Source organism: Synechococcales cyanobacterium T60_A2020_003 (assembly GCA_015272205.1).
In the GTDB taxonomy this organism is placed as follows: domain Bacteria; phylum Cyanobacteriota; class Cyanobacteriia; order RECH01; family RECH01; genus JACYMB01.
The window spans coordinates 1-26,062 of sequence record JACYMB010000266.1 but is presented as its reverse complement, the minus strand read 5'-3'; the positions used below and the strand labels follow the sequence as shown (position 1 = coordinate 26,062).

The window sequence follows — 26,062 nt, the reverse complement described above, 5'->3', positions numbered from 1 at the left end:
ATGCAGGGGCTGGATGTCTTGATAGCCCCATAGCTCAATGGTGCGATCGCGCGAGGGTACATCGTTGGGAATCCGACTCCGCAGGAGCTTATCCGCTTCGGAACACAGGAGGTGAACATGTTCATGGAACGCGGCGACTTCGTCTTCGGTGAGTCCCCGTTGGAGTTCCTGCTGGATGCTGTCCATGACGGCGTCGGAAGTATTGCCTTCATGCCAAACTTGCCGAGCTGCATGTTCAACAAAGTGAAATCTCAACCGTTTAAAGGTGTATTGCATCGTTTCGTCCTCATCGAGATGGATTTAAGAGAGAATACGGCTGCCTAGCCAGCTCCAGATCCAATCCTGGAAACGACCAGTACTTATCATTACAACCATTGACGTATCAAACCCCCTATCAACATGGGTATACCGGCTGCAAGCTTAGATACCCCATTGCTTGTGGGGGGATATTGGGGAAATAGCGGTCGCCCTCACCTTGCCCTAGGGAGCACAACGGACTATTGCCAGATGCCTATCCAGCTTGGCTTGTACTCCCTGAGGGTATCAGACGTTATGCCTCTGGGCTAAAGTGCTCCCGCAGTTTCGCTTCTTGCTCATTCGATAAATTTGACTGGATCAACTCAGCGGTTTGTCCTTCTAGAGCCTCTTCCACCTTATCCAGGGTTACAGCTCCAGTCATCAAGAACAGAGCTGAAGTTCCCTCCGTAACCTTGGCGCGTACGTCCTTAATGAAATCGTCATTAATGCCGTAATCCCGCATTGTGCCAGACAAGGCACCCGCCAGCGCACCCACGGCGGCTCCAAAAAGCGGCACAAAGAAAATCAAACCAAACAACATCCCCCAAAATGCCCCGTCCAGGGCACCCAAGCTAACTAGGGGCAGAGCCTGTTCGGTTTTAGGTTTTTTCTTTCCGGCTGGCCACGTGACAATGGCGGCATCTTGAATTTCAATCAAATGTTGCTTCTGGAGTTCCGCCAGTTTATTGAGGACGGTACGTGCACCCTCAGCGTTTTCGAATTTCCAAACGGTTAAATATGCCATTCGTGTTTTCCTTACAGTATGAACTTCACATGCTTGAATAACTCACGGTTCTCTTACCTTTGCGAGGTAAAAGAACGCTCCCTGCAATAGTAAAACTACCGCAGGAAGCACAATTTGGTAGGCTATGCCCACAAAATTTGATGGATTTATCCCCTAGATTCTTTAGTCAACGTTACACAGCCCATTGATCGAGGGGGTCATCCCAAAGGCGAGTTTTCCTTATTCAAAACGGGTCAATCCTATTGGGAAGGGAGGTCTTAGGTGGGTTGGGAATTCAATGGGCGACTGAATATGAATTTTCTTAACGGCTGTTGTGGTTAGTTTGCGTTGTTGGAGACCAACGTCAGAGGTCGAAAAGTGTTTCTAGCAAGAGATTGAAGAAACGCGCTCGATAGATGGTCAGTCAAAACGTAAAACAATATTAATTTGTCGAATTTTTGAGCGATCGCACCCTCAATGCGGGAACAAAACTGAAGGGCAATCGCCCAATCATCAGGACTTGTGACTTTACTCCAGCGATGGTGATAAGAAAAAACAACTACACAAATCACTAGATTTTTTCGCCAGTCGGGCGAAGCGGTCAACCTCAGTAGGATAATAGGGAAATGGCTTAATTTGTCACGACATACGACACGAAAATCCTGAAGCGAAACAGATAAGGAGAGAGCTTTGGTTAATACCTCTGCTTTGAAAACAACCAAATCAGAAGAAATTTTTGCAGCGGCTCAAAAGCTGATGCCCGGCGGCGTGAACTCCCCCGTCCGCGCCTTCAAATCGGTGGGTGGGCAACCCATTGTCTTTGATCGCGTCAAAGGAGCCTACATTTGGGACGTAGATGGTAACCAATACATTGACTACGTAGGCAGTTGGGGGCCTGCCATTTGCGGCCATACCCATCCTGACGTGATTAAAGCACTGCATGAGGTACTGGAAAAAGGAACCAGCTTTGGCGCACCGTGCTACCTAGAAAATGTGCTGGCGGAAATGGTAATTGATGCCGTTCCCAGCGTTGAGATGGTGCGCTTTGTCAACTCTGGCACCGAGGCTTGCATGGCGGTGCTGCGCCTCATGCGGGCGTATACCGGACGGGAGAAAATCATTAAGTTCGAAGGGTGCTACCACGGTCACGCCGATATGTTCCTAGTCAAGGCTGGATCGGGCGTGGCCACGCTGGGACTGCCCGATTCTCCGGGTGTTCCCAAATCCGTGACAGCAAGCACCTTGACCGCACCCTACAATGACTTGGAAGCCGTCAAAGCCCTCTTTGCTGAGAATCCCGGTGAAATCGCAGGCATCATTTTAGAACCTGTAGTGGGCAACTCTGGCTTTATCACCCCCGATGCAGGCTTCCTCGAAGGGCTGCGGGTGCTGACTCAAGAAAACGGGGCACTGTTGGTTTTTGATGAAGTGATGACTGGATTCCGCATTGCCTATGGCGGTGCCCAGGAGAAATTCGGCATTACCCCCGATTTGACCACCATGGGTAAAGTGATCGGCGGCGGGTTGCCTGTGGGTGCCTACGGTGGTCGCCGCGAAATTATGGAAATGGTTGCCCCTGCTGGCCCGATGTATCAGGCGGGAACTCTGTCTGGAAATCCGCTGGCGATGACTGCGGGGATCAAAACGCTGGAACTGCTACGTCAACCGGGAACCTACGAACAGCTAGACCGTGTGACGAAGACCCTGACGGATGGGCTACTCGCCATTGCGAAAGAAACGGGACACGACGCGTGTGGCGGCAGCATCAGCGCGATGTTCGGGTTCTTCTTTACGGCAGGGCCTGTGCATAACTACGATGATGCGAAGAAATCCGATTTAGCCAAGTTTGGTCGTTTTCACCGAGGAATGCTAGAGCAAGGGGTATACCTAGCTCCATCGCAGTTTGAAGCAGGCTTCACCTCGCTGGCGCATACGGATGAGGACATCGCCCGGACGCTGGAAGCGGCACGAACGGTGATGCAAGGTTTGTAGGGATGTTTCTCATTCATCACCCATGGACTCAAGGGTGATGGATCACAGCGAAAACGCGATGTGATGATGATGAGACATCGAAAAATGTCTGTGTCCTGTTCTAAATCAAAGGGCGATCGCTACTATAAAGAAGTCTTTCTTATAGGGAAAGTACGCGGGGCAATTTGCAAATTTAGCGTTGCCCTTTTTTTTGCTCCATCACAGCATCCGAATCTTGGTGCTTTAGGGCGATCGCCCCCTGCCAAATCCAGTTCGTCCAACTTGAAATCTATGTCTTCCAACCCTACGTCACGGATTGTGTTAGTCACAGGGCCTGCTCGCTCCGGTAAAAGTGAATGGGCGGAACGACTAGCGCATACATCAGGGCAGGCTGTCACCTATGTAGCAACAGCAGCCGTTGATGCAAGCGATGCAGATTGGGTCGCCCGCATTCAAAACCACCAGCAGCGGCGTCCAGCAACCTGGCAAACCATGGAACTCTCCCTTGAACTCCCAGAGGCGATCGCCACCTGTCCACCAGATACCTGTCTACTCATAGACTCGTTGGGAACCTGGATCGTGCATTATTTGGAGCAAGATGAGGAGCATTGGCAAATTGTTGTCATGACGCTTCTAAACGCACTCCACGCTACAGCAGGGGCAATTATATTCGTTTCCGAGGAAACGGGCTGGGGCGTAATCCCTGCCTATCCGTCAGGACGCTTGTTTCGCGATCGCCTGGGATCGCTAACCCGGCAAATTGCGGCGCTGGCGGATGCCGTGTATCTCGTGACTGCAGGCTATGCCTTGGATTTGCGGCATTTGGGACACTGCATCGCGGAGAAGGTCGCTGATCCCTGGGATGAACGTCCGTATCCTCACACGAAGTGATAGGCAGGCAGTGCCTCACTGATATTGATTTCCCACAGGGAACAGCGATCGCGCCAATCCTGGACATGGTTTAGCAGGGTCGCTTCTTGGCGGCGATCGCCCAAGATAAAAATACGTCCGATGCCGTCCTTCGTTTCCCCTTGAACCGTTGGATACTGCTGGGCAATGAGGTCAACTAAGTTTTCTAGCTGCTCTTGTTGTTCCGCTTGTTGTTGAACTTGAGCCTCATAGCGACGTTTTTTCGCCAAGAAATATTCTTTGCCTTTCAGCGGAGTCGAGTCTGATTCAAGGTTAAATTCTTTGGGAAGGAGCTTGAGCGTGTATTCTGCCTTGTGACGCACATGATCCAGTTTTGCTAAAAACTCAGCGCTGTGTCCGTGTAGATAGTCCATTAATACATCCTGCGACAGCAGAAACGTACCAAATGGAACAGGCAAGAGTTCCCGATGGATGAACAGTTCCCGCAGAACGCGATCATGCGCCAAGATCGCCTGCAGTTGAACGTCATCATCTGCAGTTTGAATGGCTTCAGGTTTCAAATCCGGCTCCACAACGACCGATAGGCGATCGCAACTGACCAGCTTTAACTCTCCGGCGATTCCCGGCGGGAGACAGAAGGAAGACTCTGGGGTTTCAAGAAATGCGTAGATATACATTGAGCGAAGAATACTTGAAACCATGGGGCGTACGCTTCTATCCTCGCAGATTTTTTGGCGTCGTTTGCATAGCTTGTAGAATTGTCACGTATCGATTGAGCTACGGGGTTGATGTCAGGAGCGATCGCCCTAACCCGCCATTACCGACACCTGCACCATCTCCTCTGGTGTAAGGTGATCATGAATCACCTCACCATCTCTAAACCACACAATCCGACGGGTACATTTCGCCACTTCCGGTTCGTGGGTCACCATTACGACGGTCATGCCGCTCTCATTCAGCTCTGAAAAGATGTGCATCACCTCTTGGGTGGTTTTCGTATCGAGTGCCCCGGTGGGTTCATCGGCAAGAAGCAGGACAGGATGATTCACAATAGCGCGGGCGATCGCCACCCGCTGCTGCTGTCCGCCCGAAAGCTGGTTCGGTTTATTGTTCAGACGATTGCCCAGACCCACGCGGCTCAGGGCTTCGGCGGCTCGTTCTTTGCGTTCCACCATCGGGATACCCGCATAGACCATTGGCAGCATGACGTTTTCTAAGGCCGTCAGTTGCGGCAACAGGTGAAACTGCTGAAACACAAAGCCAATCTTGCGATTCCGAATGTGAGCCAGATCGCGATCGCTCAACTGAGCCACATCCACCCCATCCAGGTAGTATCGTCCTTCGGTGGGGCGATCGAGACAGCCAATCACGTTCATAGCCGTGGACTTGCCGGAACCCGAAGGCCCCATGATGGAACAGTATTCGCCGTCGTTGACGATTAAATTGACGTCCGACAGTGCCCGCACTTCGGTATTACCGGAACCGTAAATCTTGCTGATGTGTTCCAACTGGATGATGGGTTTAGCGGTCAAAATGGTCATGGAACTGCCTCATTGGATTACGCCAGATTACGCACTGCGGAGGGCTACGATCGGGTCAAGCTTAGCCGCTTGGCGAGCCGGAACCACACCAAAGAAGAGGCCAATTCCCCCCGACACACAAACCGAGGTCACAATCGCACTCACCGATATCCCCGGTTGGAAAGGCGTGACTTGACCAATCATCACTGAACCGCCAACCCCGATTAGAGTTCCGATCACACCACCCACCGCCGACAAAATTACTGCTTCGATCATGAACTGCACGAGAATATCTTGCCCGGATGCGCCGATCGCCTTCCGTAGACCAATCTCCTGCGTCCGTTCCCGAACTGACACCAGCATAATGTTCATAATGCCAATACCGCCCACCAATAGGGAAATTCCGGCGATCGCCGCTAGCATAGCCGTTAACGCGCCCGTAATCGTTCCGGTGAACTCTAGCAACTCTTTCTGACTGCGAACGGTGAAATCATCCTCTCCCGAAATTTTGTGGCGCAGGCGCAGCAGGTTCTCAATCTGAAACTGCGCGGCTCCCATATTCTGTTCATTGTCGATGGAGGCCACAATATAGGTTAGCTCAATGCCGTAGGGTGAGGTTTGCCCCGTCAACCGCCGCGACATGGTGATTAACGGCATCAAGACCGACTCGTCATAGTCTACCCCTCCCAGACCCGACCCTTTTTCTTGCAGGACGCCAATCACCTGAAAACTGACCCCATCCACGCGAACCTGTTGCCCAATGGGATCGGTTTCCCGAAAGAGGCGGGCTGCAAGCTTATGCCCCAACACCACTACTTGCGTACTGCGCTGCATGTCTAGGTCGGTAAAAAACCGACCTGAATCGAGTTCAAAACTGCGAACGGTTAAAAATCCAGGGGTCGTGCCAATAATGGTGGCGTTCGCGTTGCGGTTGCGGTAGATTACAGGGCCGCGATCGTTAAATTCTGGAGCCACCTCGCGAACCGAAGAGACTTGAGTGGCGATCGCCTCTGCATCCTCCAGGACTAGAGTTTTAGGAACATTAAACGTGGAACGTTGGGTTTCCTGATTTCCTGGAATTACAAACAGGAGATTTGGCCCAAGGCTTTCAATCTCCTCAGCAACAAAACTCTGCGCCCCTTCACCAATGCCCACCATCGCAATCACAGAGGCGTTGCCAATGATGATACCTAGCATGGTGAGCGTGCTGCGTAGCTTATTCGCTGTCAGGGTTTTAACCGCCATCCGTAGGCTTTCACCGATATCCATTCCGAGTCTCCGTGGGATTCCGATCTGTATTAGGGAAACGGGATTTTTTATTGACCATCCTCATTGCTAGGCGGACGACGCCCAAAGTTGAGATTTTCCAAACTTTGTCCTGGTGGCAGGTCGATAAAAATGCGATCGCCTTCTTTAACGCCATCCAGCACTTGGGTTTCGTTGCCCACCGCAGGCCCCAGCGTTACCGGTTGGAAGCGAATCTGGTTCTCCTGATCGGGAACCAGCACGCCCGTTTCGCCATTCTGGGTGACGATCGCCACCGTCGGTACAACCAGCGCATTTTCGAGCTGGTCGCCGATGAACTCTACGTCTACATTCATTTGCGATCGCAGCTTATCCAGCCCGGTAAGGAGTTCGATCCGCACCTGAAACGAGGTGACATTCTGTTCCACCACCGCTTCCGGGGCAATCAGCCGCACCCGTCCTTCAAAGACCTCGTCAGGATAGGCATCGGCGATGATTTCTACCTTCTGTCCCGGTTTAATCTGGCTAATGTCCACTTCGGGCACTTCTGCTAGAACCTCCAGACCTTCCGCGAGGGCAATGATCGCCGAGGATGTCGCTGAGGATGCCGTGGATGCCGAGGTCGTGGGGGCCACAAACGCGCCTTCCGTGGCGTAACGCTGCGTCACCACCCCGCTAAACGGCGCACGCACGTAGGTATCCTCAAGACGAGAATTGGCTGCATCAAGGTTGGCGATCGCCTCTTGGAGCTGTGCCCGTGCACTAGCAATTTGTTCAGTTCGGCTGCCGCTTTCCAGCAGATCTAACGCCCGCTGAGCCTCCCGTAACGCCGCCTGACTTTGCTCTAAACTCGCCCGTGCTGTGGCCGCTTCGTTCAGGGCTTCATCCAGGGTGTCTTGGGAAACGGCACCCTGATCTTGCAAAAAGCGGTTGCGATCCACCCGTTCATTCGCCAGGTTTAAGCGAGACTCGGCCTGGACAACGGTGGCTTGGGCTTGCTCCACCCGTGCCTGTCCCTGGGCGATATCCTGGGGACGGTTTCCCGCCAGTCGTTCATCGAGTTGGGCTTGAACCTGGGCAACCCGTGCCTGGGCTTGGGCGACTTCCGCCTGGGTGCTTTCACTTTTCATGCGGGCAATCACCTGACCTTTCTCGACGCGATCGCCCTGTTCTACAAAGAGTTCCTGCACAATATCAGACGTTGCCGGACTCACATTCACCGTTCGCACGGGCTGTACCGTGCCGCTGGCTCGAATTCGCACCGTCAGGGGACTGGCCTCTACGGGAATCGTCAGTTCGGCAATCTGCTCAGCGGTTGTCGTTGGCTTGCGCGCCTGAAGCAGCACCACCGATGTCGTGCCCACCAGTCCCGCTGCAACGAGTCCGATAATCCAGGGGTTAGGTTTCCGGCCTTTACCCACAAACGGTAATGGCATAGTGTCCATGATTTGCAATGGTAGGGGTGGTTTCACAAGGATTACATCCACTAGTTCCAGTTTAAGAAGCGGCCCAAATGAATTCATTCACCCAATGGGAGAATTTCAAGGCTGAACTAGCCAAGATTTCCAAGTATGGAGCGGTCAGAGCACAGACGATTGCTGCTGCTCCCAGCGATCGTACATTTGGGGAAGCTCCTGCTCCCAAAAGGTGTAGATGCTGTGCATCTCCTTCAAGCGGTCTTGAAGAGGAGGCGGCTCATCCTGCACAAGTTGCAATCCCCGTTCAGCCAACTGTCGAAACATCTTGACTTGCGAGATTTGCTGCTCCATGAGCTGCCCCCAGGCGTGGGGCTTAATTTGAAAATAATCACGGCGATCGCCCGGAATGCCCACCCGTTCGATCAGGCCAATCTGAATGAGTAGGCGGGTCATGCTGCTAATCGACCCTTTGCTGGCTTGCAATCCGTCGGCGAGGTCGCTACTGGACTGCTGGGGCGGATCGGAAATGAGCAGCCAACCAAAAATCCGCCCCGCCATCCGAGGCATACCCATCAGTTCAAACATCAGCCCCATTTCTTCGACAAAATGCATGTGTTCAAAGGAAGAGGGTGTACTCACGACTAGGGGCTTTTTTACTCCAGGATAGTTTCATTATAGTGCATTATTTTTGAATGTTTAGTAATTATTGAACAAAGTGTTCAGCATTATGGATTAGTGCGCAGATTGGAGTTTAACCCTCGGCTTGAGACTGTGAGGAAAGGGCGATCGTGCCCCTCTTTGATGGATGAATGGAGTATCGGGGTAGCCTTCGGAATAGAGGCTACCCCAGCCACTCACTCTTCTTCTCCCACTCCCATTGGTTTTGTTATGCAGCGTTCCAGAACTGTGGGTTTTGCACCCACGAGTTCTACGTTCACGCTTACGACTCCGGTAATCCAAATTCCCCAGTATCAACCCATTCTTGCTTCAACAGGCTCCACCAGTCATTCGCTAGTCCGTATAACACATAGTCATAGGGTAACCAGCCATACCCTTCATCTCCCCACTCGGTTCCCCAAGAATTGCGAATGAGAAGCGCTCCAGTCGTTTCTTTCCCCCCTCTATTTGTATTTTGAATTTTCATCGTGTCATCGTATCCAACGGCCACAATAGCGTGCCCACCCAGGATTCTCTCGCCTGGCGTTGGGAATGGGATTTTACCTGTCTCGCTGGCTTGTCGGATAGCATCATAGACGGTAAACCCAAACATTAGCGGAAGACCATAGGCCAGGAATAGTTTGATCCACTCTAATAGCTTCTCAGTTGACGTTCCCGGTGGATCAAGACGGTAGTAGTTGAGGGCTTGATAGCTTTGCCCAAAGGCATAACAGAAAGCACTGGGTTCGATATTAAAATCGGGATCGACATCAGTGTAGGGCCAGTATTCTTCGGGGGGACGCCAAAGAGAGCCATCGCTGCCATTGTGGTTCTCAGATAGGCTCCCGTATCCTCAGTCAAATGCAGTAAATTTCGAGTGACCTTGTAGAGAAAGAGACGAGAGGCATCCAAATGTTTGCCAAAAGCCCGCCGCTCAAAGTACTCGACCAACCCAACCCCGGCATTGGCGGTGCATGAACCGATCTGCATTTGGTCTTCAATGGGCGAGCACCATGCTCGTAAGTCTACCGCTGAGGGTAACGACGATGGGGGGGCAAATATCCCCACGTCCGTCAGCATCTGTTTGATCGATTTTGTTTGTCCTAAGGTTTGAAGTTTGGGTGAAACGCTATCTTTTTCGATGGTGTAATCTCGAAAGTCCGGATAGTCGCGTAACCATCCCATTCCGCGCATTTCAAATGTGTGAGCAATACTGCGTAATCCTCCTTATGTCTAGCCTTTCCAGTGATTGAATCAGCGTCAATCGTTTGGCCACTGGGTGGGGTAGCATGCCACAGAGGGAATCCCTGCCCCTTCCTAATCATGGACTTGGATCGTGACCGTAAATCGTTCAACCACCGACGACTCCCCTTGCCACTCACGCCAGAGTTTGAGACGGAGTTCGGCGGTACCGCTCTGCTGCCCTATAAAGGTAAAGGTACGCTGACCCGCACCTCCTATCGGTGAAGTCGTCGGTGATATATATTCAGCACCCTCTACCCTAAGCACCTCGTCATTATTCTGGTCGATGCCCCATTGAAAGCCTGTGGTCGGGTTCTCTCTGAGATTGACATCAAGGCGATCGCCCACCCATATATCAATCGTCCTGCCGTTATCGGCCTGAGTCAGTGTGATTTCACTCATGCTCACCCTTTGAGTCATATCTGTAGTGGGAGAAACGGAACATCCCCACAGTGCAACTAGCAATACGCCTAGAATGACCAAAAAAGAGCCCACAGCCATCACCTTTTGATAGAACGGCTGATTGCGATCGCCACCCTCTATCCTTTCAAGATCAATCATGCACCTCCTCCTGACGCTGAGGGAGACGGCGTCCGGCAAACCCATTGACCACTCAAAACGATGGCTATGTTCAGCATAACTTGGGTAATGGGGCTAGGTTGTCAATTCAGCGATGAACAACATGCTTCGTTGCGGAGTCTTACAAAGCTTCATATAGCAACCAAAGGGTTGGTTAGGACGGTGGGTAGGAGTGGAACCCCTACGTCCACCAGTGGCGGTCGGGTGGCCTAGAGGGAAATGAGGACAGGACTGTAGGGGCGACCTAGTGTTTGCGGGAGAAGCGATCGCCCTTTCGTCTATTTTTCCATCTCGGTCATGAACCTGATTTGTTACGGAATAACCGCGATCGCCGGACTCAGCAACACCACCGTACTGCTATCCACCAACATAGTGTTGAACTGCGAACTGAGCGATCGCAGCAGTACTCCTGCTTCTTCACTGCTGGCGGTATGGGACACCAATAGATAGGGCTTTTGGTTATAGGACACTAGACCCACCGCCTGCCCCACGGTATCCTGCAACCGAGTCGCAATGTCGGGTTGATCGAAATACTCCACCAGCACCGCGTACCCATCGCCTAGCAGTTTAGGGTCAAACACGGGAGTCACCTCAGAAGCGGTGGCGGGATTGGCTTCGGGTGTCAAGGGCTGCTGAACCTCCGGTGTTTCGGGTGCAGCGGTTGTAGGCTCGGTGACGTCTGAGACTAGCGTGGCCTCTTCGGTCATCGTAGGAGCCGGAAAGGCAACTACCGCCACAGGTTCAGTAGGAGCCGCTTGGGACGTTGTATCCTCTGCGGGAGCCTCCTCTGGGGTAGCAGATTCTGCGGCAGGCTGCTCGGCGTCGCTCGGTTCCTCGGTTTCGGCTGGTGTGTCCTCCGGGGTCGCTGTGTCTTGGGGTTCCTCAGATGGTGCATCCGGGGTTTCTGAGGGGGCAGGTTCTGGTGGACGGGCAACGTAGGCCCTTAAACCACCCACATCCGAAAGGTACTGAGCCCAGGTTGCAGCCGTATCGACATCAGTAAAGCCGCCCACGCGGGTGATCACGTTATCCAGATAATTACAGACCGTGACATCCACCTCTTCCGGAAGGGCGTCTTGAATTTGGGTTGCGGCGGTATCAACGTCGCCCTGAACCAGGAGCAGGTATTCCCCGGCATCGGGGGGTTGACAGTCTGGATAGGTTTCTTGAGCGATCGCCCGTCCACTCAAGCCAGGGGCGATCGCCAGGGCAACCAACGCTACCACCGTACCGGGGACAGCGCGAACTAAATGTCGTTTAATCATGCTTACTCCTCATTGCTGTTCGTCTAGTCTCCTTGGGCTAAACGGCTCCTGGATGAGAATACACACGGGTTTCCCACGGGTCAGGAGGGATTCAACCTAGACACACCCGTTCACCAACACTTAGGACACAGAGGCTAGAGATGCGAGGGGATCCGGAATGGTGGTTGAGGGAGCCTGAAATTCACCCGTTAGCACGTATTCTAACCGCAGGCGTAGCCAGGTAATGAAGGTTGGATTGGTTGAGATAATGGCGGCGGCAGGCTGGGGACATTTCGCTTTCACTGATGCCATTTCCGGTGCGTCTAGAAACGCGGGCTGTTTCACCAGCCAAAAATCAATTTCTTTTTCCTTTTCCTGGTAATCACGAATGCGCTCACGCAAAACCTCATCTAGGGGTTCTTCTTCGAGGAGAAAACGCTGGCTTGCTAAAACGTAGTAGTAAGTCGTCATGATGTTAACTAATCGTTGGTCAATCGTTGGACAAAACTAGGGGTAGACAAAACTAGGGATAGTTGCGTTAGAGAATGTTTTATAAAGTTGTCTGTCATCTATCAAAGCGTTGTCGATCCCCCTAAATCCTCCTTGGAAAGGGGGACTTCCGAGCCGGTTCCCCCCTTGTTATAGACGCAAAGCGGCTTCCCGAAGGTTAGGGGGGCTAGGGGGATCGACTAGTACTGATAATGACAAAATGACAACCATTGGATTTTCAAACATCCTCTTAAACCTCGCCTCGGATTACGGCTTTCATTTCGCGAACGGCGCGCTCCATGCCAACCAAGGCGGCGCGACTAATGATCGTATGCCCAATATTTAATTCTTCCATGCCGGGAATGCACGCGATCGCGTAGGTGTTCCAATAGGTCAACCCATGTCCGGCGTTCACGCGCAATCCAGCGGCGATCGCCCGTTGACAACCCTCATCTAGAAGTTTTAGCTCATGATGGCGAGTGGCGTCGTCTTTAGCGTCGGCATAGCGACCCGTATGCAGTTCAATAAACTGCGCCTGGGTTTGGGCCGAGGCTTCGATCTGGGCCGGATCGGCATCAATGAACAGGCTAACCGGAATGCCTGCGTTTTGTAATGCCGTGACCACATCCGTCATGCGGCGTTGCTGTCCGGCAACATCTAGCCCGCCTTCGGTCGTGACTTCTTCCCGGCGTTCGGGAACCAGGGTCACATAATCCGGCTTAACATCCAAGGCGATCGCCACCATCTCATCCGTTGCCGCCATTTCGAGATTGAGATGGGTACGAACCGTTTGGCGGAGGAGATAAATATCTCGATCCTGGATATGCCGACGATCTTCCCGCAGATGGGCGGTAATGCCATCGGCTCCAGCGAGTTCCGCAAGAACAGCCGCTGCAATTGGGTCAGGCTCAACGGTTCGACGAGCCTGACGGATGGTTGCAATATGGTCAATATTGACCCCCAAGGTAGGCAAGGTGGATTCTCCTGGTGCAGTGGTGTACAGATGAGATGTTCGCGGTGGTCAGTCTAGGGCAGGCATGGACTCTACCCTATAAACCGTTGCAATCTCTAATCATACCGAAGTCTCCATACCACCGGGAGCCGATTCTGACTCTGGTTTAACATTTGGCATCTGGCAAGAGCGATCGCCCCTCAATCCACCCGCTCCAGTTGCCACAAAATTTGGTTTCCTTCCCGCCGCACCCGCGACACCACCCAGTTTCGCCAGACCCAGTTATCGCCTCGGCTGGTGACGGCACTGGCGTTCACATCCATTAAATCTGCCAGTTCTGAACTGGTAATGAGGTATCCCTGGCGCGCAATCTCATCGGCAATGTGCAGGGTTTCAACGGTGTTCTGGAGCTGAGCGACCCGCACTTCACGCGGAAGTTCTTCACTCAGTTCGCCTTGCAAAGAATGGGTATTATCCGTCATGGCTGGTTCGGGTTGCGAAGAGAGACTGTAGGAGGATTGTATCGTCTGTGCAACAGTTCGCTCCGTGCCCTGGGTGGCTTTTATTGCAAGTTGTAATGTTTCGTTAAGTGTTGATTGGATTTTGCTGGCATTCGTTACCGCATTCCGCTGCCGAAGGGTAGGGGAGGAACCCAGGGAAAATGCCCGCGCAATTTCATCGCATCGATCGTTGCCGCGATCGCCCGAATGTCCGCGCACGTATTGCCATTGCAGGGGTGAAGAAAGCTGCTGATTCACCTGGGTATGAAGCTGGTCTAACTGTTCCCAGAGGTCTTGATTCTGAACGGCTTTTCCCGACGCGGTTTTCCAGTTTTTCCGCTTCCATTCCGCCACCCAAGAGGTGATGCCTTTTTTGACGTATTCGCTGTCGGTGAAAAGGGTCACGGGATCGGATTGTTGCGTTTCTAATAAAAACTCTAATGCGGCGATCGCCCCTTGGAGTTCCATACGGTTGTTGGTGGTTTGGGGCGTTGCTCCCCCCAGTTCATGCACCTGGTCATCACTGAAATAGGCGACCATTGCCCACCCACCGGGGCCAGGATTACCTGAACAAGCTCCGTCAGTGTAAATCGATAGGATTTTGGAAGAAAATGCCATAGCCAAACAAGAATTCATCAAAAAACTGACACCAAAGGCCTGTTCCGTGGATTCAGTATAGGCTAGCCGAATCCTACTGACTACAGCGAGGTCTTAGAGATGGCAGCAACCACCAAGGAGCATCGGGGTATCGATGATGTTCGTAGTGATACCCGAAGTGATAGCAGCTTAGAAGGGACCATAGAAAAGGGCGGGCAATGGTTTTCGTTCGAAACGTATTCGTGTAGCCTTCCGGGGGCTCTCGGTGGGGTTGGAATGTCCCAAAGTAAAACAATTGGAAGGAACTCAACAGAGAGGGACTGATCCAAAACAGAATTAAATTCATATGTTCAATCTGAAACACCCCGTGGGCAATCAGATAAAGCACAGCCAACCCACAACTACTCCATGCGCTCCCATGGCTGTAGATAAAGCCCAGATACCAGAGGACTACGTGGCGATGCTTGTCGCCATGGAAGTCAGGATCGAGGAGACTAGCCGGATAGCAGTGATGCAGGCTATGAATTCTACAAAGCTTCTGATAGGGCAAGAGGCCATAGAGCAGTAACGCTAACGTTCCAAAATAAGTATCAATTTTAGAATGACCCGGACTGATGGCTCCGTGCATCGCATCGTGAGCAGTGACAAACAAGCCCGTGTACAGGAACGTTTGCCAGCCAATGAAGAGAACCAGAATCGGAAGCCGAATCAGGGAGAGATCGATGACCAATAACTCCTTTAGGCTCATTCCCCACACAGCAATAATCAGGCTGGCAATCACCAATCCAAGATGCGGTGCTGTTGAATGAACAGGGGAATCTGCCAGTTTCCGATGTTCAGACTGGCTCTGTGATGAAATTAAACCTTTCGTCCACCCGTAGAACATGAGCGAGGCCGTTGTGGTGATTATTCTCAGTCTGAATGTTAACGGATCTGAGCACCAATTCGTGAGTCAGGAGGAATGTTTTGGAAATCGTGCCTGACAGGGCTGAAACCCTGATTTCTCCTTCCCAGAACCGGGACTTACACAAAAATCTGATCACTCCCAGTCAGGAAGCTTACCTAGATTTTTGTCAGCGCAGCCACCTTAGCAAATTTTTCTCTATTGAGGTTTTCAAGTTCGTCAAGGCGCAACCAGCCATCTCGAACTAACTCCGCAAAAATAAACAGCAGCGATGAATAATCGTAATCATACTTGCCATCGATTTCGTGTCTTCTCGCGCTCAAGAAATCATGTAAACTCCACAAATCGTCAAGTTCAGTGATTGCACTCGCTTTTTCACGAACATCTTGGATGAGCGCACTAATTTCACGATCATAGGCTCGCTTAAACAATTCCTGAGCAATTTCCTTCTCGATCGAAGACCACTGATTATTTTCGCTGTCGTACATTACCTAATCAAAAATCTATTCTATGTATCAGTCATTACCTTCATCTAGGATTACATTACAATCTAAATTGTGCAAAGCCATTTTTGTGGCGATCGAACCTTACTGCTAGACATCAACTTGAATCAAACGCCACAAAAAAATTGTCCCCGACGCTTTTGGTCTAGGAAACAGTAGAAGTATTACATCGTCATGAACATCAAGACTTGAAGGAGTCGAAGTTTGACGATGGAAATCATCATACGTTCGTTTTTGGCACAAAAGGGGAAGAATCTTGAGTGGTTCTCCCCCTCACGGGTCATATCGCTTATTGCTCCAGCACTATGCTCCTAGCGAGCGAGGTTCAGTAACTCTTTAGGAGATGCCAGTAAGTCAATCGCTACAAAGTAGATCTTTCCTTGAGGATCAATGAGGAAACGCCAAGCAACATTCATTCCTACATTTGCACCAAACCAGGGCGTTTGAACTTTTCCAGTAACCTTGATTTGGGTATAGCCTTCGTCGGCAGGCTCAGAGACTCCCCGCTCTGGGATGAGCTTCAGATTTTGGCATTCCTCTCTGAAAAACTTTAAGATGGCCTCTTTCCCGATAATGGGCCGTTGGAATGGAGGCTGTAAGGCACCATCCGGGGTGAATAACTCAATCAGAGTGTCAAAGTCATTCGCATTCAAGTTATCCATGTAACTCAAGACCGTTGGGTTGGTCACCCCTTCGATCTTGGCTTGAGACCGTTTAGCAATGTCTTGTGGAGGTACAACAGGTTCTGAAATTCTGGCTGCACTCTCAACTTCATACCCCATATCGACAACGGCATTCCGCAAAACGGTAATTTGCTGTCCTGGATCAAGAGTGCAGATGGATTGGAGTACAGCGTTTGCATTTGCAGACAGTTTGTAGCCTTCTGGAATCGACGCAACGAGACCCTGTTCCATCCATTGACCAAGCTGATACCAAAAGCCCAGTTTAATGTTGGCTGACCAGCTAGCGTAGGCGCGACAGACTGGGGTATCTGCTCGGTTTGCCAAATCACACATAGCCTGCGACTGCTCTAAAGCTGACATTTGCCGAATTTGATTCAGGGTTGCCTCTGCAAACTGCATGTTTGCGGCTCCAGGAGCCGCAATGGTAAGCGTTTTACCCATTTCAAGGTATGCAAACCAGATCAGAGCTAACTGATCTTCTGCGCTAAGCTGCTTAAACCGTGCAATGGTTGCAGGCACAACATCAGCGGATAGAGTATTAGGGAAGATCCCTCTAGCCGAATCAATCGTAAATGGCATAGGATTACTCTCTTGCAAACAGTATTTTTTGAGACAAAATTCTCTAATAACATCTTATGTGAATTTACGTCCAAAAAACTGGCGTCAATCAGAGGGATTGGTAATATGAACGATATCCAAATGTTTGGAATGAGAGTCAATCGTTCAGTGCTGGTGTTAAAAATTACGTTCTTTAGGGAGTGAAAATCCTAGAATTTACTTTGAGTCCTAGTAAAGTCTGAATTCCCTAACCCTCCTTTAGATTGAGATATAGAGAACTCAAAACATCAATCTAGAACAATGGAACCGCTTAACAGTATGTCTGGTTTAGCGCTTATAGAGTTCGCGATCTGTTTGTAAACAAGATGGCTATAAAGAAGTACTCAATTGAGTCACTGTATAGTACTGGGTTAGCAGGCATTTTCTGATCAAGTAGTGTAACTTCGCTCGATCCGAATCTTTGTTGTTGTCGATTTATGAAATTTTTAGGAATCGATTTGGGATGGTCTACTGGGCCGAGTGGCTTATGCTGCTTGCATTGGCGCAACGGTGAACTGCATCTTCAGGATCTGGATCGTCAAGGGGCGATCGCCGATATTGTCACCTGGATTAAGGCTCACGTGTCTCTCGATGAACCTGCGGGGATTGCCGTCGATGCGCCAACCCTGATTCCCAACGCCACCGGAATGCGCCTGCCCGATCGCTTGGCGCATCAATACTTTGGCAAGTACCATGCGGGCTGTTATCCCGCCAATCTCGGTCTCCCCTTTGCCCCCCGGTTGGTCGAATTTGGCCTCACCTTAGAGTCGATGGGCTTTGCCCACGCGCCGACCCTAACACCGCAACAGCCCCAGCGCTACCAGATTGAAGTCTTTCCCCATCCGGCAATGGTGCATCTCTTTGGGCTTGACCGCATTTTGAAATATAAAAAGGGACGGTTGGCAGAGCGTCGGGCAGAGCTAGAATGCTTGCGTACCTACATTCTGACGATCTTGCCGACCCTGGAGCCTGCGATCGCCCATTCCAGCCTGACGGATCTGCCACCGATTCCCACCAAAGGCACGGAACTGAAAGCTGTAGAAGACCAGCTCGATAGCCTCATGTGTGCCTACGTTGCCGCCCACTGGTGGTACTGGGGCGATGCCCGCAACTGGGTACTGGGCGATCGCCCGTCGGGATACATCGTCGTTCCTGCACCTGCCGCTAATCCTGACCTACGCCCAGAGAATTAGTCGCGGCTCCGAGGAATGGCTGAGATGGGGATGTTTGGGCAAAATCCGGAGCGAAAATCCCTGGAATCCGCTAGCGCTATAGGCAATATCGGCCGTGTAGAGACTGTGGGCAGGATTTTGGGGATCTTGCCCTTGGTATTCCATTTCCACACAGCGTGCCTCGGCAATTTCGCCTTTATCATCAATGGCACCTAAGTAGAGTTCAAGCGTGACATCGGCAGGCGTGAGTACACCGAGGTTCAGGCGCGCTTTGACCGCAATCGGCTGTTCCACCTTAACATCGCCATCCTGCGCCGAGGTTAAAACGTCCTCAACTTTGATTTCATACCAGTGCTCGAATAGGTGATCCTTCCAGTGGGCGAGATTCTTGGCCGCCGCATACTGATCCGCTATCATCGCCTGGAAGCGATCGCTGGCGGAGAAATAGGCGCGAGTCGCGTATTCACCCACCATCCGCGCCGTATTGAAATAGGGACAGTTGAGCCGGATCGCGTCTTTCATCTTAGCAACCCACTGGCGCGGAATGCCGTCGCGATCGCGATCGTAAAACATGGGGACGACTTACTGTTCTAGGAGATCGTAGAGGGCATTGGCCTCCACATCGTCCTGGTAGTCTGGATCATCGTAATCTTCGCCATGACCGATCGGCCATCCGGTGCGAACGTAGTCGGCTTCGTCCCACCAGCCATCCAGAATGCTGACGTTGGGGAGTCCATTCATCGCCGCTTTCATGCCGCTGGTTCCCGAGGCCTCACGGGGACGACGGGGTGTATTCAGCCAAATATCACACCCCGCCACCATTAAGCGTGAAACATGGATATCGTAGTTGGGAATAAACACAATGCTGTTATGCATGCCTTCTTCCCGAATGAAGTGGATGATGTCTCGGATCAACTCTTTGCCGGGAATGTCCTTGGGATGGGCTTTCCCCGCGAGCACAAACTGAACCGGACGTTTCTCGTTGGCGAGGCGGCTTCCATGGAGGCGATCGCGATGAAAGTCCAGCAAAATTCGCTTAATTCGTTCTAGATCGCGCAAAAAGAGGGTTGCCCGCTTGTAGGTAGCGAACCGACGGGCAAAGCCAATCGTCAGCGCAGAGGGGTCAAGCGCCTCGGCGACCTGCTCCAACTCGAGTTGTGATGCACCGCGATCGCGTAGGCTCTTCGCAAGGCGATTGCGCACAAAGACAATTAATTCCGATCGCGCCCGTTCATGGTTTCGCCAGAGCTCATCATCGGGAATCGAATCGATCCGTTTCCACAAAGGCTCATCAGCGGGTGCATTTGACCAGCCTGGCCCCAGATATCGGTCGTAGAGTTCCTGCGTAGACTTAGCCACACAGCTCAGGGCATGAACGCCATTGGTGATGGACGTGATCGGCACATCGTCTACTGGAAAGCCAGACCACAGACCTTGAAACATAGACCGCGATACAGCGCCATGTAGTTTGCTAACTCCGTTGACGAAACTCGCCATCTTAATTGCCAGAATCGCCATACTAAACGGTGCCGACAGGTCGCCAGATTCCTCCCGTCCCCACGATAAAAACTGCTCACGCGAAAGGCCGAATCGCTGGGCATACCGTCCCAGGTAATAGATGACCTTATCCGGCGGAAACAGATCAATTCCTGCCGCCACGGGCGTATGGGTCGTAAAGATTTGACTGGCCTGGGCGACTTGCTGCGCTTCCGCAAAGCTGAGATGGTCGTCGTCCATCATCTCGCGAATCCGTTCCAGCGCTAAAAAGGCCGAGTGTCCCTCGTTCATGTGATAGGCTGAGGGGTACAGCCCCAACGCTCGCAGCATCTGAACTCCCCCGATCCCCAGCATCATTTCCTGGTGAATCCGCAGGTCGATATCTCCCCCGTACAACTCGTCGGTAATATCCTGGTCGTACTCGGAATTCGGTTCAATATTCGTATCCAGCAGGTAGAGCGGAACGGTACCCACCTGCACCCGCCACACCCGTGCGTACACTGTCCGGCCTGGATACTCCACCTCAATCCGAATTTCAGAACCATCGGGATGGCGTTCTAGGTGCAGCGGCATGTTGTAGAAATCGTTGATGGGATAGCGTTCCTGCTGCCATCCATCGGCATTCAGATACTGGGCAAAATAGCCCTTTTGGTACAGCAAGCCCACGCCCACCAACGGCAGACCCAAATCGCTGGCTGATTTGAGATGATCTCCGGCTAATACCCCTAGGCCACCGGAATAAATCGGCAGGCAGGAGGTTAGACCAAATTCAGCAGAGAAATAGGCATAGCACTCGGTTGCATGGTGAGCCGTGCTTTCCGAGGTGCTGGAGGGAATCGTCTTGAGATACTCGTTACCGCGATGTTTGCGATACCAGGTGCGATCGCGCACATAGTTATCTAATTGGCTCATCGCCCGATCCATATGGGCTAAGAATCCAGCGTCTTCGGCCACTTCTTGTAAGCGAGCTTGGCTAATGGTGCCAAGCATCAATACTGGATTGTAGTGGCTCGATTCCCAGAGGTCTTGATCCAGACGGCGAAATAAATCTGTAGCTTCAAAGTTCCAATCCCAATACAGGTTGCAGGCTAGCTTTCGTAGCGGTTCTAGCTTGGGGGGTAGGGAGGGAGAAACATTGAAGGTGCGAATCGGTTTCATATAAGGTTCACTCTACATCCAGCGACGGTCAGCACTAGCCGGATCCCTTCGGGATCTGTAAAAGCTATTCTGACTTGGCTTATGAGAATTTCGAAGGCTTTACAGCATTTCTTTAGATGTGTGCAATGTTCTGTTGCATAGGTAATGGCCATTTAGCGAGCAATCTAGACCGAGGCTATGTCGCATCAGGGTGAGAATGACCTGGCTTGGCTCATTCATCGTGCCCGCTGACGACTACCACCGCGACCGGAAATCACTATCCTCATCCCGATTGCGGTACCATGGTGAGCGGGGCGATCGCCTAAACCATGACGGGCGTTGGGGATAGTCGTAATCCTCATCGTCACGATAGACGGTGCGATCGCCCCTATCGCCTGAATACCCACGTTCCGGGCGATCGTCCTCTATCCAAAAGCGCTCGTCGTCGTCATTCCACTCGTCTTCGTCATACTCGTCCTCGCCCCATTCCCTCTGATCGCCAAGCGGATCGGGAGCGGTTTCCCACGCAGGTGTTCTGACGGGTTCCACCTCTCTAGGCGGGGTTTGGGGTGTCCAAGTGAGGGTGACTTTGAGACTTGCGGCATCCTCCGACTCCACCACAAAGGCCTTTCCCGAAGCATCGAGTCGCAATCCAAACTGGACATTCACTTGTGAGGGTTCGTTCGCGAGACCCGACATTGCATCCGATACCATATTGGCCATACTGCGCATACTGTTGAGAGCGCTGTTGATGGCTTGGGCAGAGGCTTGGGTTTGCTCAGTTTCTGATCGAGTAGATTCCTCAACCGACGTGAAATCAACACGTACGGGCATCCGTTCATCCAGCACAAAATGGGGGCCTGCGGGAGGCAGCAGGCGATCGCGGAGTTGGCGGGGGGTGAAGTCGGACGGACTAGACATAAATCGGTAAAACGATCGATAACAACGATAGAACGCTGACGGTTAGACTCTCAAACGGCGATCAAGCCTGCGGGAAATGGGTCACATGGGCGATCGCGTTCAGCCGCAAAGCCTGATGCTCAATGTGAAGGTGCTGAAGCTGCAGGGCAATGCCCTCTACCTCAAAGTTTCTCAGATCCAAGATATTGCTGGCTTGTTCCACTAGGGCAGCGGTTAGCGTAGGCGATAACTCCTTGCCATCATGGTAAGTGATATCAGTCAGGGCGATCGCCTTGCCGTTGTTAATAATACGGGGGGTGGTAGTGAAGGCAACGGGGAACCATTGATGGTGACCCGGTAACCCAACCTTCGCTGCAATGGCGATCGCCCCTGCGGATTGGAAGCGACAGGCGACCTGCTGCACGGTTAGGTGTACCGTTTTCCCCTCGACTGGTAACAAAAGATTTTGCATTTGGGGCTGGAGCAGGCTGGAGTTGAACGCTCGATTGATGTCGGCCTCCGTAAGCACAATCTGAGCCTCTCCCGTCGTTGGCTCTAGAAGCTGAATATTGCCCCGCAGAGCCTTCCAGGGACTAACGACAATATCGTTAATCTTGATCCGCATCCGCTGGAGCCGTAAATCCCGCCGCATGACTAGCCCGTGTCCATCAATGTGGAGCGACGCAAGGCGACCCTGAGATAGCAACTCCAAATCCGTTTTCACCCATACCTTAAGCTGATCCACCTCGTCCAGTTGGGAGGCGATCGCCAACTCTGCAATACGATTCAAGGTTTCCTCACCCAAGCCTGCCAGTCCAAATTTCACGCGTTGCCTGCCTCGTTGCCCTACTCATCCCAGTGTACGACAGAATATTAAGAAAGGTTTCAGGTCAACGAGAGGAGCTACAGTGCCCCATGCAGAAGCGTCCCACCACCATGTATCTACGGATGGAATCGCTGATAGCGCAATGCATCCCTAACTCAAAACTCAAAACTCAAACTTGGTATGGGCGTCATCCCAAAAAATAGGGCTGAGTTTTCGGCAGTATGCCTTTAGAATGGGAGGAACGGACGGTAGGTACATATACATGGGTAGAAAGACGTTATGGCTAGCGAGTCTCAAGTGGCGGGTTCCCTGTCCGATCGGGAGCTTCAGATCGTCGAGCTAGTTGCGGCTGGTTTAACAAATCAGGAAATTGCTGAGAAATTAGAAATTAGCAAGCGCACCGTCGATAATCACGTCAGCAACATTCTTACAAAGACGGCAACCGGGAATCGGGTGGCGCTAGTGCGCTGGGCGCTCCAATGGGGCAAGGTGTGCATTGACGATGTCAACTGCTGTCGATTGCCGATGCCGACTTCAACTAATGAGATTGAAGTCCCTCCCCAGGATTTGGATGCCGCATCCTGACTTGAGACGATGTCCGGAGATCTTCCTGATTCCCAAGGCTAATTAGCATAGCGAAGTTAGAGCAGAGACAGTATGAGTGAAGGGTTGTCCAATGCCGTAGAGCACGTTCCCTACACAATCCAGTGTGAAACGATGCCGTTGGCTGTATACCGAGAGGTTGCCAGCCATTTGCGCCAGGTGGATGGGGTGGAAACAGGGCTATTGCCCCAAACGTCAACGGACTTTAGCTACACCCAGAGCCAAGTCGGAGGGCTTTGGATTCGCTATACGATAGGGGTAGATGACCAATCTCATCAACGCGTGGAGCAGATTTTGGCGTATTATGGCGATCGCTACGGAGCCTGGGAAGTCATCCATGTCGATTAGTGCAATTCGAGGAACACAAGATATTTTGCCGGAGGTTGTTCCCTACTGGCAGCGCGTTGAGGCGGTTGCCCGTGGGATTCTCGACCAGTCGGCCTATCGCGAAATTCGCACCCCGATCTTTGAACATACCGAGTTGTTTGAACGCGGTATCGGCGAAGCCACAGACGTGGTCGGGAAGGAAATGTACACCTTTCTGGATCGGGGCGATCGCTCCATTACGCTGCGACCAGAAAGTACCGCCGGGGTCGTGCGAGCCTACATTGAACACGGACTGTATGCCCAGGGGGGTGTCCAGCGATTTTGGTACACAGGCCCCATGTTCCGCTACGAGCGTCCCCAAAAAGGTCGCTACCGTCAATTTCACCAACTGGGTGTAGAGGTGATCGGGAGTGCTAATCCCCGTGCTGATGCAGAAGTGATTGCAGTGGCAACACAGATTCTGCAAGCGTTGGGACTGAAGAATTTATCCCTCGATTTGAACTCAGTGGGCAATCTGGAGGATCGCGCCCACTACCGCGAGGCCTTGGTGAACTATTTCACACCCTACAAAGCCGAGCTAGACCCGGACTCTCAAGATCGCCTAATCCGAAACCCGCTGCGGATTTTGGACAGCAAAGATGAACGCACCAAGGCGATCGCCCAAGATGCCCCTAGCATTCTCGACTATTTGGGAGACGCATCCAAACGTCACTTTGATGCAGTCCAGCAGTTGCTGAGCGATCTCAACATTGCCTATGTCCTCAATCCCCGGCTGGTGCGCGGGCTAGATTACTACACGCACACCGCCTTTGAGATTATTTCTGCTGACTTGGGGGCGCAGGCGACGGTGTGCGGAGGTGGACGCTATGACGGATTGGTTACCCAGCTCAATGGCCCCGATACGCCTGCGGTGGGCTGGGCGATCGGGATGGAACGTCTGATTTTGCTGCTCCAACAGTTGCAGAATACGCCGACGCCCGAGCTGGATTTCTATCTGGTTTCTAAGGGCGATCGCGCCGAAGCTCAGTCATTGATTTTGGCGCAATCCCTCCGCCAAGCCGGATTCTCAGTCGATTTGGATTTAACAGCGAGTGCCTTTGGTAAGCAGTTTAAGCGAGCCGATCGCAGTGGGGCGATCGCCTGTCTGGTACTGGGTGATGCCGAAGCGGAGGCCGGAACTGTCAATGTGAAGTGGTTAGGTTCGGGAACTCAGGAAACGGTTGCTCAGACGGATCTGATGAGTTATGCCGCAAAATGGCAGCAGCGGATTGCTGAACAGCGAATGGCGTAACTATTTCGATTGCGACAGCGTTAACACGTCCCAACAGCCTCCACAGAACATGAGTAGAATGGGAACATTAGGCTCCAGCCAAGTTTCTATGTGTAGAGGGCTGAGTTTTTTCTTGTGGGCGATCGCTTGCTATTAAGAACCATAAGCTTGACAGTCCCCGCATCTTACCCGACCGTCGTATGGACTGTAGTATGGAGGTTCTCAGCACTACTCCGGACGTCACGGACAGGTTCTGGAGAAACAATGAAAGTATCAGGGAATGCCCAGGATAGTAAAAAGCAGTTTCAGTACAGCGATTCTTTGCAATCTCTGGGCTAAGCGCGTCTCTTAAAATACGCTGACTCAATTTTAGATTCCGAACATTATATCGCCCAATGTGTAACGTCTCTGCTCCTCTCAAGGTAGCGCCATCAGAATCCCCCTAGGCATGATGCTACTGGATTCGTGAGTTCCGATGTGCGTCATCCTGTGTTAAAGGAAAAGGTTATGGTACGCCGTTCAATTTCAATTTTTGCAATTCTGCTGTACGGTCTTTTGACCGTTCCTGGTAAAGCACGAGCCGAAACTACCCTCAATCGAGCTGTGGTCGAAGAAACTCGGAACCAGGTACAGCTTCTATTACAGAACCAATCCTCTCGGTTGGCCCAGGTATCCGACGTGCTTGTTCCTGGGGATGGTCTCAGCACAGCCAATGATGCGCTCGCGGAACTGCGATTTAATGATGGCTCCCTAGGACGCCTCGGTGAACAGGTTGTATTTTGGTTCACACCGGGAACGCGCAATTTCTCCCTCTCGAACGGTACGGTACTGCTTCTGATTCCGCCTGGGCAGGGACGCACGACGATTCAAACCCCCAATGCATCGGCAGGAATTCAAGGATCTGCTCTTTTTGTCCGCTATATCGAAGAAACGGATACTACCGTTGTGGGTGCGTTGACAGACAGTGATATTCAAGTCACCAATACCGACGGATCGCAGCAGTATACCTTGGCTGGAGGGGAGATGGCGGTTGCAGTGGGCGATCGCATCACGGATATTTTTGAATTTGACCTCCAAACCTTCTACGAAACTAGCACCTTGGCCCGGGATCTGGCTCCGCCCGATGGGAGCGATCGCGAGACAACCGAAACCGAGGTTGGTGTTGAGCAATCCTCGGCAGACTCATCCTCCCTAGACGCTTCAGAGGTAGTTGATCCGGCGATCGCTGCTGTACAAGCCGAAATGCGAACGGCACTGCAACGCCAGCAACCAATTTCTGCTGAGAATAGTGTTGAAACGCCTGATTTTCTGAGGATGCCCACCGAATCGTCAGATCCG

The 26,062-nt window shown here is 52.0% G+C and carries 24 protein-coding genes and 2 pseudogenes; 7 read left to right on the top strand and 19 right to left on the bottom strand.

Annotation, left to right across the window (positions count from 1 at the left end):
- Positions 1-276, bottom strand: a 276-nt coding sequence (locus IGR76_13415; GenBank protein ID MBF2079475.1) for a hypothetical protein, incomplete at its 3' end; no start/stop codon positions are given.
- A 274-nt stretch (positions 277-550) separates the two neighbouring features.
- Positions 551-1,042 (bottom strand): DUF1269 domain-containing protein, encoded by a 492-nt coding sequence (locus IGR76_13410; GenBank protein MBF2079474.1) that lies wholly within the window; start codon positions 1,040-1,042, stop codon positions 551-553.
- A 669-nt stretch (positions 1,043-1,711) separates the two neighbouring features.
- Between IGR76_13410 and hemL the strand changes: the two genes are divergently transcribed.
- Positions 1,712-3,013 carry a glutamate-1-semialdehyde 2,1-aminomutase gene (gene hemL, locus IGR76_13405; GenBank protein ID MBF2079473.1) on the top strand — a complete coding sequence of 434 codons (1,302 nt, stop codon included), beginning with the start codon at positions 1,712-1,714 and terminating at the stop codon, positions 3,011-3,013.
- A 270-nt stretch (positions 3,014-3,283) separates the two neighbouring features.
- Positions 3,284-3,883, top strand: a complete 600-nt coding sequence (gene cobU / locus IGR76_13400; protein MBF2079472.1) for a bifunctional adenosylcobinamide kinase/adenosylcobinamide-phosphate guanylyltransferase — start codon at positions 3,284-3,286, stop codon at positions 3,881-3,883.
- Here the strand turns inward: cobU and IGR76_13395 are convergent.
- The 14 genes and pseudogenes from IGR76_13395 to IGR76_13330 all read right to left on the bottom strand — a co-directional run bounded on the left by IGR76_13395 (position 3,871) and on the right by IGR76_13330 (position 16,974).
- Positions 3,871-4,563 carry a GvpL/GvpF family gas vesicle protein gene (locus tag IGR76_13395; protein MBF2079471.1) on the bottom strand — a complete coding sequence of 231 codons (693 nt, stop codon included), beginning with the start codon at positions 4,561-4,563 and terminating at the stop codon, positions 3,871-3,873. The genes cobU and IGR76_13395 overlap by 13 nt on opposite strands.
- A gap of 105 nt (positions 4,564-4,668) precedes the next feature.
- Entirely contained in the window at positions 4,669-5,403 is a 735-nt protein-coding gene (locus tag IGR76_13390; protein ID MBF2079470.1) for an ABC transporter ATP-binding protein, read from the bottom strand.
- 27 nt (positions 5,404-5,430) lie between these two features.
- The gene (locus tag IGR76_13385) at positions 5,431-6,651 is read right to left on the bottom strand and encodes an ABC transporter permease (protein ID MBF2079469.1); all 1,221 of its coding nucleotides are present in this window, start codon (positions 6,649-6,651) and stop codon (positions 5,431-5,433) included.
- A gap of 47 nt (positions 6,652-6,698) precedes the next feature.
- Positions 6,699-8,072: an efflux RND transporter periplasmic adaptor subunit gene (locus IGR76_13380; protein MBF2079468.1), complete on the bottom strand. Its 1,374-nt coding sequence runs from the start codon at positions 8,070-8,072 to the stop codon at positions 6,699-6,701.
- A gap of 135 nt (positions 8,073-8,207) precedes the next feature.
- Positions 8,208-8,657: a MarR family transcriptional regulator gene (locus tag IGR76_13375; protein MBF2079467.1), complete on the bottom strand. Its 450-nt coding sequence runs from the start codon at positions 8,655-8,657 to the stop codon at positions 8,208-8,210.
- A gap of 328 nt (positions 8,658-8,985) precedes the next feature.
- Positions 8,986-9,914: pseudogene (locus tag IGR76_13370) on the bottom strand (cysteine protease).
- Positions 9,915-10,019: 105 nt separating this feature from the next.
- A complete protein-coding gene (locus tag IGR76_13365; protein ID MBF2079466.1) occupies positions 10,020-10,346 on the bottom strand; it encodes a protease inhibitor I42 family protein in 327 nt (108 codons plus the stop codon).
- A gap of 488 nt (positions 10,347-10,834) precedes the next feature.
- Positions 10,835-11,788 (bottom strand): hypothetical protein, encoded by a 954-nt coding sequence (locus IGR76_13360; protein MBF2079465.1) that lies wholly within the window; start codon positions 11,786-11,788, stop codon positions 10,835-10,837.
- A 120-nt stretch (positions 11,789-11,908) separates the two neighbouring features.
- Complete coding sequence (locus tag IGR76_13355; protein MBF2079464.1) at positions 11,909-12,238, bottom strand: DUF2488 family protein; 330 nt, start codon at positions 12,236-12,238, stop codon at positions 11,909-11,911.
- Between the two features lie 268 nt (positions 12,239-12,506).
- Positions 12,507-13,229 (bottom strand): pyridoxine 5'-phosphate synthase, encoded by a 723-nt coding sequence (locus IGR76_13350; protein ID MBF2079463.1) that lies wholly within the window; start codon positions 13,227-13,229, stop codon positions 12,507-12,509.
- Between the two features lie 179 nt (positions 13,230-13,408).
- Complete coding sequence (gene rnhA, locus IGR76_13345) at positions 13,409-14,326, bottom strand: ribonuclease HI (GenBank protein MBF2079462.1); 918 nt, start codon at positions 14,324-14,326, stop codon at positions 13,409-13,411.
- A gap of 73 nt (positions 14,327-14,399) precedes the next feature.
- Positions 14,400-15,191: a fatty acid desaturase gene (locus IGR76_13340; protein MBF2079461.1), complete on the bottom strand. Its 792-nt coding sequence runs from the start codon at positions 15,189-15,191 to the stop codon at positions 14,400-14,402.
- 176 nt (positions 15,192-15,367) lie between these two features.
- A complete protein-coding gene (locus IGR76_13335; protein MBF2079460.1) occupies positions 15,368-15,697 on the bottom strand; it encodes a hypothetical protein in 330 nt (109 codons plus the stop codon).
- Positions 15,698-16,023: 326 nt separating this feature from the next.
- Positions 16,024-16,974 (bottom strand): orange carotenoid-binding protein, encoded by a 951-nt coding sequence (locus IGR76_13330; protein ID MBF2079459.1) that lies wholly within the window; start codon positions 16,972-16,974, stop codon positions 16,024-16,026.
- Between the two features lie 455 nt (positions 16,975-17,429).
- Here IGR76_13330 and IGR76_13325 point away from each other — a divergent pair, with 455 nt between their 5' ends.
- Positions 17,430-18,185 carry a DUF429 domain-containing protein gene (locus tag IGR76_13325; protein ID MBF2079458.1) on the top strand — a complete coding sequence of 252 codons (756 nt, stop codon included), beginning with the start codon at positions 17,430-17,432 and terminating at the stop codon, positions 18,183-18,185.
- Here IGR76_13325 and glgP read toward each other — a convergent pair.
- The 3 genes and pseudogenes from glgP to IGR76_13310 all read right to left on the bottom strand — a co-directional run bounded on the left by glgP (position 18,168) and on the right by IGR76_13310 (position 22,524).
- Positions 18,168-20,819, bottom strand: a pseudogene (gene glgP / locus IGR76_13320) (alpha-glucan family phosphorylase). The gene IGR76_13325 and the pseudogene glgP sit on opposite strands and share 18 nt — an antisense overlap.
- A 234-nt stretch (positions 20,820-21,053) precedes the next feature.
- Complete coding sequence (locus IGR76_13315) at positions 21,054-21,719, bottom strand: hypothetical protein (GenBank protein ID MBF2079457.1); 666 nt, start codon at positions 21,717-21,719, stop codon at positions 21,054-21,056.
- Positions 21,720-21,780: 61 nt separating this feature from the next.
- Positions 21,781-22,524 carry a DUF2993 domain-containing protein gene (locus tag IGR76_13310; protein ID MBF2079456.1) on the bottom strand — a complete coding sequence of 248 codons (744 nt, stop codon included), beginning with the start codon at positions 22,522-22,524 and terminating at the stop codon, positions 21,781-21,783.
- Between the two features lie 279 nt (positions 22,525-22,803).
- Here IGR76_13310 and IGR76_13305 point away from each other — a divergent pair, with 279 nt between their 5' ends.
- From IGR76_13305 to IGR76_13290, 4 genes are all read left to right on the top strand, one after another.
- Positions 22,804-23,109: a response regulator transcription factor gene (locus IGR76_13305; GenBank protein MBF2079455.1), complete on the top strand. Its 306-nt coding sequence runs from the start codon at positions 22,804-22,806 to the stop codon at positions 23,107-23,109.
- Positions 23,110-23,181: 72 nt separating this feature from the next.
- Positions 23,182-23,475, top strand: coding sequence for a hypothetical protein (locus IGR76_13300; protein ID MBF2079454.1), 294 nt, complete (start codon positions 23,182-23,184; stop codon positions 23,473-23,475).
- Positions 23,465-24,745, top strand: coding sequence for a histidine--tRNA ligase (locus tag IGR76_13295; protein ID MBF2079453.1), 1,281 nt, complete (start codon positions 23,465-23,467; stop codon positions 24,743-24,745). Before IGR76_13300 ends, IGR76_13295 begins: the two co-directional genes overlap by 11 nt.
- Before the next feature lie 486 nt (positions 24,746-25,231).
- On the top strand, positions 25,232-26,062 hold an 831-nt coding region (locus IGR76_13290; GenBank protein ID MBF2079452.1), incomplete at its 3' end, for a FecR domain-containing protein.